Here is an 11,416-nt window from a genome sequence, read left to right on the forward strand (position 1 = left end):
ATGAACAGTAACGCTGGCCATGAGAAAACCTCAAAGCGATGATTATACATCAATTCAACTAATTGGATACATCACCCATTTCCCCTATGCCACTATTACCTCAAGAATTAACACCCCCGCTAAGCCCACTACCGAGATAATAGTTTCCATCACTGTCCACGTTTTTAGGGTTTCCACCACACTCAGGTTAAAGTACCCTTTGAATAGCCAAAAACCTGGATCATTCACATGGGAAGCAATAACGCTGCCAGCACCTACCGCAAGTACCATTAAGGCTGGATCGGTATGGGTCACCGCAATAATCGGGGTCACAATCCCGGCGGTCGTAATGGCAGCAACGGTGGCGGATCCCAGAGCAATACGTAACATAGCCGCGACGGTCCAACACATCAGTAATGGTGAAAGCGAAGAATTTCGCATCATCTGCGCGATATATTCTCCCACCCCGCTATCGACCAATACCTGTTTGAATGCCCCACCCCCCGCGATAATAAATACGATCATGGCGATCGCCGCAATCGACGAGCCGCACATCTCCATCACCTCGTCAATCTTACGTCCATTACGTAGGCCGAGTGTCACCACGGCAATAATGACCGAGATAAATAACGCCACGGCAGGGTTTCCAATAAATTCAAAAAACTGACGAACCGGATTCTCTTTAGCCACCGTCAACTCGAATACGGCGGCCAAGGCCATAAGTACAACAGGGATCACCGCAGCAAAAATACTGGTCCAGAATCCTGGCATCTCAGCATCGGTAAATATCTTGGTATTATAGAGCCCCTCTGGTGGTGACTTTTCAAATTTCTTAAGAAATTTAGAGAAGATCGGTCCAGCAATGATGACGGTAGGAAGCGTTAAAATTATGCCATAGAGTAACGTTGTGCCTAGATTAGCACCGAAAATGGTGGCTATCGCAGTCGGACCTGGATGGGGGGGCAAAAAACAGTGCGTAACGGATAAGGCTGCTACCATCGGTACCCCAACATACAGTAATGGAATACCGGCTGCTACGACGACGGTGTAGACTAGCGGGAGTAATAAAACGAACCCTATTTCGTAAAACATCGCTAATCCGACAATAAGCCCCGTCACCATCATCGCCCACTGAACGCGCTGTTTACCAAAAGCATCAATCAAGGTCATCGCAACACGTTGCGCAGCACCGGTGTCAGAAACCAATTTACCCAGCATGGCGCCGAAGCCTAAAATCATCGCTAATCCACCCAAGGTACTGCCTACGCCTTTTTGAATAGAAACAATGACTTGCAGTGGCGTCATCCCTTCAGCGATCCCGACGACTGCAGAGACAAAGATTAACGCAAGAAAACCATTCACCTTAAAGACAATCATTAATACGAGTAACAGTAAAACACCCAGGGCAATGATGGTAATAGGCATATAACCTACCTTATTAAATTATTATTTTGGTGGAATGCGGGGGCGCGATGGCCTTTAGCTTAAGCCTTTAGTCGTCCCGACACGGTGTTAACATCAGAAAACTAACTGGACCTTCGATGCGCGTTGTTTATCCCCGGCGAATTGCAGGGCTTCGTCGATCTCTCGATAGCTATACTCACCGCTAAACAGGGCTAGGGGATTAATTGTGCCACTCGCCAGCCATTCGACTGCCGTGGTAAATTCATGTGTAAAACGAAAGGTCCCGACGATTCGCAACTCTTTTGCGATAACGGTCATCATCGGAAATAGTGGGATATCGCCGCTCATACCGACTTGGACAATACAACCTTTTGCCCGGGTCACATCGATACAGCGAGTTAAAGCACTGGGATGGCCTGACGCTTCAAAGCTCACGTCGAAGAACCCTTTTTGAGCACGATAAAACATCATCTCATCGTCAGCGTGTAAGGTTACAGATGCCCCCAAATTTTCAGCTAACGCCAGCGCACGAGCACTAATATCGCTGCAGATAATCTCTTTAGCACCACTCGCCTTGGCCGCCGCGACCAGTAAACATCCAATTGGCCCCACACCGGATACAAAAACACGCTTATCAGTAACTCCCCCAGCTTGGTTCAGTACGTGAAGGCACACCGCCAACGGTTCAGCAAAAACCATAACCCGATCGTCGAGCGAAGACTCGAAGGGAACACACTGCGCGCTGTCGACAATTTTATATTGGGTGAAACCTCCGTCGACATGTGGGCACATCATTGCACTTCCGAAAAAGCGCATCGCTAGGCACTGATTCGTGTCATCGGCTAAACAGTATTGGCATTCACCACAGGCTTTTGACGGATTGATCGCGACTTTTTGTCCAAGCTTAAGTACAGAGCTGTCGGTTTTCTCTACCGTTCCGATCACTTCATGGCCAAGGATCATCGGCATCTGAATGGCATAGTTACCGACCTTTCCATGCTGATAATAGTGCAGATCTGAACCACAAATTCCACCACGCGAAATTTTTACCAAGGTTCCTTCTCCTTGATAAGTCACTCTCTGACTGATGACTTCGACCTCATGTTTTCCTTTCACTACGCAAGAGTGAGTAGACAGCGTCATGCTTGCCACCTTAATAGAATGAATGAGGGTGATATCAAATAGGGAATTTCCATTTTAATCTGTCGATTAGCGCACTAAACCGAGATATCGATGATGAAGATTCTTCACACTGTGACTGAGTCAGAATTTTAACGAACCGCTAAAACTTGCTACCGACCTCTTAAAACTGATTTTTTTAATTGAACGATTAATCAAATAAACCCATAATCGCCGAAAGTTAAATTAATGTTTCACTTTTGTTTAAAAATTGACTCAGGAAAATGTATGGCGCTACTCAATCCCCCTGTTAAATCGACCTCCCCCGTACGCGTGAATCTCCCTGTATTCTTGTGTTCATCGCTTCTGATCCTACTAATGGGGCTCGTTACCGTCCTCTACCCTACCGCGAGCCAATTATGGTTAGCTCGGGCACAAACGTGGGTCACTGCCGTTTTTGGGTGGTATTATATGGTGCTGATGGTGCTATCGATGGGGTTTGTCTTCTGGCTCGCCTGCTCGCGTCACGGGTCTCAATTGTTGGGTCACGAGAATGAAGCCCCAGAATTTAGCTATCTCTCTTGGGTGGCAATGCTATTCTCTGCGGGGATTGGGATTGCGCTAGTGTATTACGGTGCCTATGAACCCTTGGCTCACTTTCTGCAGCCGCCAGAGGGGCAAGGGGGCACTATCCATGCGGCACGCGAAGCCATGGCGATTACTTTTCTGCATTGGGGACTGCATGGCTGGGCACTGTATGCGCTAATTGCCACGGCTCTGGCCTGGTTTGCCTATCGTCGTGATCAACCCTTAGCGCTACGTTCGGCACTCTACGGCCTGTTTCGTCACAAGATCCACGGCTGGATCGGCCATACCGTTGATACCTGCGGTATTTTGGTCACGGTTGTCTCGATGGTGACAAACCTTGGAATTGGGGCGTTACTCGTTAAAGCCGGATTAAATTATCTCTTTGGCCTGCCGCAGACTCCGCAGCTACTCTTCACCCTTATTATCATTATGATGGTAGTGGCGACAGTGGCCACCGTAGTTGGTATAGAGAAAGGGATCGCCCTCCTCTCTAATCTTAATGTCGGCTTTCTCTGCTTATTACTTCTTTTTCTCTTTATTACCGGTCCCACCCTCAACCTACTAAATGGGTTACTGCAAAATACCGGTGATTATATGTCGAGTGTGGTGGCAAAAAGCTTTGAGGTGTATCTCTATAGCAAGGCAGAAAAATGGCAGGGGGCTTGGACACTCTTTTATTGGGCGTGGTGGGTGGCTTGGGCACCTTTCGTCGGGCTATTTATTGCTCGGATCTCTCGCGGCAGAACCATACGTCAATTAATTTTAGGCGTGATGCTGATCCCTCTCGGTTTTACCTTAGCGTGGCTATCCCTATTCGGTAACACGGCGATCTCGTTAGTGCTTGAGCAAGGACAAGCGGTTCTGGGGCAGGTTGCTTTATCTGACCCACCGATGGCGGTCTACAAATTGCTAGAGTACCTTCCTTGGCCGACAGTGACTGCGGTGTTTACGGTGATAATCAGCTTCGTACTGTTCCTTACCCCCGTCGATTCCGGCACATTAATGATTGCCAACTTAGCCAGTAAAGGAGGGACCTCTGAAGATGACGCCCCCATCTGGTTACGTCTTTTTTGGGCCATTGTCACCACTGTGCTGTGCGCAGGACTGCTTTATGCGGGCAGCTTTAGTGCCATGCAAACGGCTGTAGTGGTTGCAGGCCTGCCCTTTTCGGTAGTGATTTTGCTCTATATGGTAAGCTTATATCGCGATCTGCAGCGCGCCTGATCACTCATTCCCCATCCCCTCAATCATTTGGGAGTGGGGACTATTATCTATTTGCTCAGCCATTTAGATAAGGGTTGTCCCATGATCACCAAAACGCCCATAAAAATGATGAATGCGCCAAGATAGTCATCACGGCCTAAGCTAATATCTTCGACCCAGCGTAACCAAGCTAGGGCCACCAAAACATAGATCCCTCCGTAAGCCGCATAAGTGCGTCCCGCCGCCGCGGGATGCAGAGTGAGCAGACCACTAAAGATGAGTAAAGCGAGTACAGCCGGGATAAGTAAAATCAGGGGTCTACCCTGTTTGACAACTAACCAGGGTAAATAACAACCAATGATCTCCGCAATGGCTGTGATCACAAACAGAAAGAAATAGTAGACGTAAAGCAAGAGGCGTTCCCTCAACATTAATCGATCATGAGGGAACGTATCTGATTGAACCGAGAGAGACAAGCTGGCGGCGTAAATTTACCGTACACCACTAACTGACTCACCTTGGCTTAAAACATAGTATTGCTGTTAGCGGCAGTCTCTGGAACGCCTTGAATGACATCCCAATGCTCAACAATTTTACCGTCGCGAACACGGAAAATATCCACGATCGCCTGTCCACGATCTTTAGCACTTTCTGTCGAATGGATATGTAGCCATACTAAATCACCGTCTACCGCACTACGAATGATTTTGGCTCGCGATTGCGGATGTTGTTTAAAATAACCGGTAAAGTAGCTGACGAAAGGTTTCTTACCATCTGGTACTTGTGGATTGTGCTGGCGATAGTCTTCAGCAACCACTTTCGCTGCCGCATCTGTATCATGCTGATTGAAAAATTGGTTATAGAAGTGCACAACAAGCTGGCGATTAGTTTCCGCAGATGACGATGCTGCCTGTGTGGCCGGTGCGGCCATCGATGACGTACTGGCCAGTAGCACACCTACCGTTAATAGTAACGTTTTGACCTTATGCATGATTATGCTCCGAGGTTAATAACCGACAGTAAAGCGTTGACGTGAATGTGTAGGATTTTCAATTTCATCGACTAGGGCGATAGCATAATCTTCGTAGGAGATACGGCTACCTTGTTCATTACTTAATAATGTATCGCGGCCTAGACGGAAATTTCCCGTTCTCTCTCCCGCCTCAAACAGTGCCGACGGCGAGATAAAAGTCCAATCCAATGTTTTTTCTTCACGTAACCGATTCAAAAAATCGAGTCCGGCACGTGCTTCCGCCTGATAGGCTTCAGGGAAATTAGGTTGGTCGATAAGCAACTGCCCTGGCGCGACTTCAAGGCTGCCGGCACCGCCGACCACCAGATAACGCGCCACGCCTGAGGCTTTCACCGCATCGATTAGCGTTGCAGGTGAAACTTGCGCAAACTTCACTGCACTGACCACAACTTGATGCCCCGTTAATGTATCAATGAAGGCTTGGGTATCAGTGATATCCCCTTTTACTACCGAGACATTTGGCAGATCAGGAATAGCCTCAGGCTGACGCGCGATCGCCGTCACCTTGTGGCCCCGTTGTGCTAACTCTTTAAGGATACGTGAACCTACCTGACCTGACGCCCCAACGACTGCTACAGAAACCATCATAACCTCCTTAATAAAATGAAGACTTGGTCTTAATTGTAGACCAATTAATTTAATGCTACTGTGCCGCTGAAATCTTTGCAAGAGGTTGGCCTCTTGCACCTAAGTCAGGATAAAATGACCACCTAATAAAAATGAAGGTAACGTTATGGCAAATAAGTATGCGGAATATGGGCACCCCTGCCCGATTCGCGATGTGTTAGATCGTATTGGTGACCAATGGAGTTTATTGATCCTGGAGTCTTTGGCGAGTAAAGCTTTTCGTTTTAACGAGCTACATCGCGAAATTGGCGATATCTCACGGCAGATGTTGACGGTAACCTTGAAAAGGTTAGAGTTTGACGGCTATATTTCTCGCACGGTCTTTGCAGAAGTACCGACACGCGTCGAGTATCGACTCACTGTTCTGGGTGAATCTTTCCTACAGCCTTTACGCCAACTGGTTGACTGGGCAGACAGCCATCATGAAGCGATTTGCTACGCGCGCAAAACCAATGGCGGTGCCTTAGTCACGGATTAACCACTGCGGCACGCTGTTTTTCTATCAATTCGCCAATTTTCTGCCGTTGCTGTCCTGCCATATCAAAATTTTCTGGTGCCAGCCACTGCTGGTATGCAGCCTGCAACGCGGGGTAATCGCTATCAATAATTGAATACCACGTCGTATCACGACTGTGGCCCCGCACGACCATCGCTTGTCGAAAAAGCCCTTCATAAGTAAAACCCAATCGCAAGGCTACAGCCCGTGAGGGGTGGTTAAGGGAGTTACATTTCCACTCTACGCGCCGGTAACCGAGTTCGCCCAAGGTATAATGTAATAATAGGCTGACAGCCTCAGTCGCTAATCGCGTACGTTTAAGCTGCGGTGAATACGTAACATGACCAATTTCAATCACACCTTGCTGAGCATTGATGCGCATCAGCGCAATACTGCCTACCGCTTGCTACGTCCTTTGATCGATGATCGCATAATGCAAAGGATCATTGAGCGTCTCTAGCTGTGCCAGATAGGCTTGATACTCCGCCAAATGGCTATAAGGGCCCGCAAGTAAATAGGTCCAATCTCGATCATCCTCGGCTTGATTCAATGCTTGGTAGAGGTCTTGACTGTGTGCGGCTACGCTAATCGGTTCAAGTCGACAATACCAGCCCGTAATCACCGTCTTACGCGGAAGTTGTGCCCCTTGCCAATTCGCTACCGGCTCGCCAATCGGTTGCTGGAATATGTTATATCGCGTCATACTGACCTCTGTTGTGATCAATTTAAAGTAGGAAGAACGACAAGATGACAAACCTGTGGTATGTATTAAAGTACCAGTTTGTTAGATTTTTTTAGGTCCACTGAATGTTCGATATTACTCTTCCCTTGGATAGAGCACCTGCAACGCCAGGAAGTAAAAAGGTGTCGCTGCAAAAACAGTTAATCACTCGTTTACAACACGCTATATTGCAGAACGAACTTCCCGCCGGGACCCTATTAATGTCTTCGCGGAGATTGGCTAAAGAGTTGGGTGTATCGCGTAACACAGTGGTGAATGCTTATGAACATTCACTTGCCGAAGGGTATTTTATCGCCGACCCCACAGGGACACGCGTCGCCCCGCGCCTCGATCTTCCTACATTGCCCGTTCAGCCACATCGCGCGCCCTCCTACCGCCTCCCTAAACACCTCGTCCATGCCTTGAGGTTCTGCCCGACGTTATCGACAAAAATGTTGTTGGCTCCCGGAATGCCGGCATTAAGTGAATTCCCCCTCACTGCATGGCGGCGATCATTAGAGTGTGCCTGCCAATCCTTGCAACGTTCGCAGCTCGGTATTACACCCCCTCTTGGCGAAAAACGTCTACAGCAAGCCCTCGCTCAGCATCTGTATCTCGCGCGAGGCGTGGTATGCCAGCCTGAACAGATTATTATTACGAAAGGGGCAAAACAGGCATTGGAACTCTGTATCATGCTGTTTACTGAACCGGAAGATACTGTGTGGGTGGAAGACCCCGGTTATCGCGCCGCGGCCATGAGTTTTCGAGCGAGTAACCTCGCCATTCATCCTCTGCCGGTGGATCAAGAAGGACTCTCCATTCCGGAAAGCGCTTGGCAGAGCAGCCCCCCTACGTTGATTTACACCACGCCCGCCCACCAATATCCTTCTGGTGCCGTTCTTTCCATATCTCGACGTTTGGCGCTGTTACAGCAAGCACAGCAACACGGCTGCTGGATTATTGAGGATGATTATGATGGAGAGTTTCGCCATCAAGGTGAACCGATTGCCAGCATGCAAGGAATTCTCAATGAAGGGCCGGTTATTTACATCGGTTCATTCAGTAAAACCCTCTTTCCTACCCTACGTTTGGGTTTTGTGATACTCCCCACTGTGGTAATGCAACAGGCAAAATCATTATTAGATGAGACTTTTCGAAGTAGTAATCGTTTACAACAAATTGCCTTAGCAAATTTTATTGAAAACGGCGAGTTTGGACGCCACCTTGCCCGTATGCGCCGTCTCTATCGTCAACGCCAACAAGCCTTACGTCAGGCCTTACAACGGTATTTTCCCGAAGAGGAAATTTTGGGGGGAAAATCAGGCATGCATCTAACGCTGAGATTACCTGATCATATCGACGATGCCGCCATTGCTCTCGTCGCTAATCAGCGGCAACTTGGTGTGCGTGCTTACTCACACTATTTCCATCTGCCCGCACATCAGCAATCTGGTTTAGTGATTGGATATGGCAATACCGACACTCAGCACATTACCTCAGCTGTCGAAGAATTAGTGAAAATTATTCAGCGACACACCTGAGCTTATCCTAACAGGTTGTCGGATTATCATGTTTTTTAGAGCGAGTTAATGACGCTGAGAGAAAGATATAAAACTCAATGAAACAATAAGATAGCTAATAATTTTACAGGGTAATAGATCTCTCTGTTCCCTAGTACTTCGGCAACATGAAGATGACTCATACAGAAGTGAAATTAAGTCACTTCCCCTGTCACGTCGACTCTGGCATAAATAAGTCATTGGCGACAGACAGTATGTTTCACTGAACTCAACGCGCTTAGAAAATAATTATAGCCCGCGTGCAAATCAGGCATCACAACAGAATTAGGATACCAATAATAATGAATAACGCATTTTCCTTTAGTATTAAAAGCCTTCGCTTAGATGAACATTACAACCCCTCAGAAAGCACGCGTATCACCACCAATTTCGCTAACCTCGCGCGGGGTGAGAAACGTCAGCAGAATCTGCGTAATGCGTTAACCATGATTAATAACCGTTTTAATTCTTTGGTCACTTGGGATAACCCGAATTCCGACCGTTATGCGGTGGAACTGGAGATTGTTTCGGTCGGCATGAAAATTAATGCTAGCAGTCACGACAGTTTCCCGGTGATCGAAATTTTAAAAACCACGGTAGTAGATACCGAAACCGGGCAGCGTATCGAGGGGATTGTTGGGAATAACTTCTCCTCCTATGTGCGTGATTACGATTTTAGTGTAGTGCTACCGGAGTTTAATAAAGATAAAGCCCAATTTTCCATTCCTGATAATTACGGTGTGCTGCACGGCAATATTTTTAAAGCTTTTGTTAATTCAGAGACCTATTCGCAGCATTTTAGTAAACAACCGGTTATCTGTTTAAGCGTCTCCAGTAAAAATATCTATCAGCGTACCGGTAATATTCACCCAGTATTAGGGATTGAGTACCAACAAGATACCCCATCTTTAACTGATGATTACTTCGGTAAAATGGGTCTGAAGGTACGCTACTTTATGCCTGCCAATAGCGTTGCACCATTGGCCTTCTATTTCCACGGTGACTTACTAAGCGATTACAGCAATTTTGAGCTTATCAGTACTCTTAGCACCATGGAGACCTTCCAAAAAATTTATCGCCCAGAAATTTACAATGCCAATTCACCGGCAGGATTGCGCTTTCAACCGGCTCTTAACCATCAAGATCACTCATTAACGGTGATCGAATATGACCGTGAAGAACGCGCGCGGTTAGCCACCGAACAAGGTAAATTTACCGAAGAACATTTTATTAAACCGAACCAAGCACAACTTGAACAATGGTCAGCTCAGCAAGCTCTCTAATAAATTAAAACGATAAGGTCACCTGTTATGAAAATTTTATTACCTACCTCCACAGCGGGCAGCTTACCAAAACCGTCTTGGATTGCTGAGCCAGAAAAATTATGGTCGCCGTGGAAGCTAGAAGGCCAAGAGCTGGTTGATGGTAAAAATGATGCCTTACGCCTGTGCTTAGATGACCAAGTGCGCGCAGGGATTGATATTGTCAGTGACGGCGAACAAACACGTCAACACTTCGTCACCACCTTTATTGAACACTTGGACGGCGTTGATTTTGAGAAGCGTGAAATCGTCAAAATCCGTAACCGCTATGAAGCGAGCGTCCCCTCCGTGGTGGGTGCGGTTTCTCGTCCTAAATCCGTGTTTGTTGAAGAGGCGAAACGCTTACGCCAGCTCACCGATAAGCCGATTAAATGGGCACTCCCTGGCCCAATGACCATGATCGATACGCTGTATGATGGGCATTACAAAAGCCGCGAAAAACTGGCATGGGAATTTGCCAAGATCTTGAACCAAGAAGCGAAAGAGCTGGAAGCGGCGGGTATCGATATCATCCAGTTTGATGAGCCTGCGTTTAACGTGTTCTTCGATGAAGTTAACGAGTGGGGGATTGCCGCGCTAGAAAAAGCCATCGAAGGATTAAAATGTGAGACTGCAGTCCATATTTGCTATGGCTACGGCATCAAAGCGAATACCGATTGGAAAAAGACCCTCGGTGAAGAGTGGCGTCAATACGAAGAGATTTTTCCAAAGTTACAACAATCGAATATCGATATTATCTCTTTAGAATGCCAGAACTCGCGCGTGCCGATGGACTTGATCGAATTGGTCCGTGGTAAAAAAGTGATGGTCGGTGCGATTGATGTGGCGACCAATACTATCGAGACCCCGGAGGAAGTGGCAGATACCCTGCGTAAAGCGCTGCAGTTTGTTGACGCCGATAAGCTTTACCCCAGTACCAACTGCGGGATGATACCTCTATCACGCGAGGTCGCCAATGCGAAGCTGCGTGCTTTAAGTGCCGGTGCCGCGATTGTGCGTAATGAATTATTAAATAAACAATAGGCCTACGCCTTATCGCCCAGTGAGTGTAAGTTGTCATAACTGAATGTCACTGGGCGTACCTTGATCATCAATCCTCTTTCCACTCTCACTCATCCCTTTTATCCACAACACCTACCTCATCAGTAATCATCCTTTGACATCCTCCTCGCCTTAAAGGTCGGGATTTTACGACACACATGATAATTTTTAACTGCTATATAAAAGAAACTGATAATAATATCTTGCCGGTAATGACTCCAATTAGTAGAACATATATTTTTCAATGGGTAATCCCCCCATTTTTAACGGAGGTAATAAGTAGAATCAGTTAACACGTTGAATATGCTGCATCGGTGTAAAACC

The 11,416-nt window shown here is 47.2% G+C and carries 10 protein-coding genes and 1 pseudogene; 5 read left to right on the top strand and 6 right to left on the bottom strand.

All coding sequences use genetic code 11. The annotated features are described in order from the left end of the window. Positions 1-84: 84 nt before the first annotated feature. Positions 85-1,404 carry a gluconate:H+ symporter gene (locus HH682_RS14880; RefSeq protein WP_214238275.1) on the bottom strand — a complete coding sequence of 440 codons (1,320 nt, stop codon included), beginning with the start codon at positions 1,402-1,404 and terminating at the stop codon, positions 85-87. A gap of 93 nt (positions 1,405-1,497) precedes the next feature. After that, entirely contained in the window at positions 1,498-2,526 is a 1,029-nt protein-coding gene (idnD, locus tag HH682_RS14885; RefSeq protein ID WP_214238276.1) for an L-idonate 5-dehydrogenase, read from the bottom strand. Between the two features lie 264 nt (positions 2,527-2,790). Here idnD and HH682_RS14890 point away from each other — a divergent pair, with 264 nt between their 5' ends. Further along, on the top strand, positions 2,791-4,314 hold the full coding sequence (locus tag HH682_RS14890) for a BCCT family transporter (RefSeq protein ID WP_214238277.1): 1,524 nt from the start codon (positions 2,791-2,793) through the stop codon (positions 4,312-4,314). A gap of 47 nt (positions 4,315-4,361) precedes the next feature. Here the strand turns inward: HH682_RS14890 and HH682_RS14895 are convergent, their stop codons facing one another. The 3 genes from HH682_RS14895 to HH682_RS14905 all read right to left on the bottom strand — a co-directional run bounded on the left by HH682_RS14895 (position 4,362) and on the right by HH682_RS14905 (position 5,914). Beyond that, complete coding sequence (locus tag HH682_RS14895; protein WP_214238278.1) at positions 4,362-4,724, bottom strand: YnfA family protein; 363 nt, start codon at positions 4,722-4,724, stop codon at positions 4,362-4,364. Positions 4,725-4,816: 92 nt separating this feature from the next. Beyond that, on the bottom strand, positions 4,817-5,284 hold the full coding sequence (locus tag HH682_RS14900; RefSeq protein ID WP_214238279.1) for a nuclear transport factor 2 family protein: 468 nt from the start codon (positions 5,282-5,284) through the stop codon (positions 4,817-4,819). Between the two features lie 15 nt (positions 5,285-5,299). After that, complete coding sequence (locus HH682_RS14905) at positions 5,300-5,914, bottom strand: NAD(P)-dependent oxidoreductase (RefSeq protein WP_250318724.1); 615 nt, start codon at positions 5,912-5,914, stop codon at positions 5,300-5,302. 145 nt (positions 5,915-6,059) lie between these two features. On the opposite strand from HH682_RS14905, the gene HH682_RS14910 reads away from it, so the two are divergent. Beyond that, a complete protein-coding gene (locus HH682_RS14910) occupies positions 6,060-6,431 on the top strand; it encodes a winged helix-turn-helix transcriptional regulator (protein WP_214238280.1) in 372 nt (123 codons plus the stop codon). On the opposite strand, the pseudogene HH682_RS14915 reads toward HH682_RS14910, so the two are convergent. Further along, a pseudogene (locus HH682_RS14915) lies at positions 6,421-7,152 on the bottom strand (GNAT family N-acetyltransferase). The gene HH682_RS14910 and the pseudogene HH682_RS14915 overlap by 11 nt on opposite strands. 104 nt (positions 7,153-7,256) lie before the next feature. On the opposite strand from HH682_RS14915, the gene pdxR reads away from it, so the two are divergent. The 3 genes from pdxR to HH682_RS14930 all read left to right on the top strand — a co-directional run bounded on the left by pdxR (position 7,257) and on the right by HH682_RS14930 (position 11,074). After that, complete coding sequence (gene pdxR, locus HH682_RS14920) at positions 7,257-8,711, top strand: MocR-like pyridoxine biosynthesis transcription factor PdxR (RefSeq protein ID WP_214238281.1); 1,455 nt, start codon at positions 7,257-7,259, stop codon at positions 8,709-8,711. 320 nt (positions 8,712-9,031) lie between these two features. Next, positions 9,032-10,012: a DUF1852 domain-containing protein gene (locus HH682_RS14925; protein WP_214238282.1), complete on the top strand. Its 981-nt coding sequence runs from the start codon at positions 9,032-9,034 to the stop codon at positions 10,010-10,012. A gap of 27 nt (positions 10,013-10,039) precedes the next feature. After that, complete coding sequence (locus HH682_RS14930) at positions 10,040-11,074, top strand: methionine synthase (RefSeq protein ID WP_214238283.1); 1,035 nt, start codon at positions 10,040-10,042, stop codon at positions 11,072-11,074. Positions 11,075-11,416 lie beyond the last annotated feature (342 nt).

The organism is Rosenbergiella gaditana, from assembly GCF_018494065.1.
Classification (GTDB): domain Bacteria; phylum Pseudomonadota; class Gammaproteobacteria; order Enterobacterales; family Enterobacteriaceae; genus Rosenbergiella; species Rosenbergiella gaditana.

Excerpts from the sequence above, each read along its gene's own strand:
- idnD (WP_214238276.1), bottom strand. The coding sequence starts at position 2,526 with ATGACGCTGTCTACTCACTCTTGCGTAGTGAAAGGAAAACATGAGGTC.
- HH682_RS14880 (WP_214238275.1), bottom strand. The coding sequence starts at position 1,404 with ATGCCTATTACCATCATTGCCCTGGGTGTTTTACTGTTACTCGTATTA.
- HH682_RS14925 (WP_214238282.1), top strand. The coding sequence starts at position 9,032 with ATGAATAACGCATTTTCCTTTAGTATTAAAAGCCTTCGCTTAGATGAA.
- HH682_RS14900 (WP_214238279.1), bottom strand. The coding sequence starts at position 5,284 with ATGCATAAGGTCAAAACGTTACTATTAACGGTAGGTGTGCTACTGGCC.
- HH682_RS14905 (WP_250318724.1), bottom strand. The coding sequence starts at position 5,914 with ATGATGGTTTCTGTAGCAGTCGTTGGGGCGTCAGGTCAGGTAGGTTCA.
- HH682_RS14895 (WP_214238278.1), bottom strand. The coding sequence starts at position 4,724 with ATGTTGAGGGAACGCCTCTTGCTTTACGTCTACTATTTCTTTCTGTTT.
- HH682_RS14930 (WP_214238283.1), top strand. The coding sequence starts at position 10,040 with ATGAAAATTTTATTACCTACCTCCACAGCGGGCAGCTTACCAAAACCG.
- HH682_RS14910 (WP_214238280.1), top strand. The coding sequence starts at position 6,060 with ATGGCAAATAAGTATGCGGAATATGGGCACCCCTGCCCGATTCGCGAT.
- HH682_RS14890 (WP_214238277.1), top strand. The coding sequence starts at position 2,791 with ATGGCGCTACTCAATCCCCCTGTTAAATCGACCTCCCCCGTACGCGTG.
- pdxR (WP_214238281.1), top strand. The coding sequence starts at position 7,257 with ATGTTCGATATTACTCTTCCCTTGGATAGAGCACCTGCAACGCCAGGA.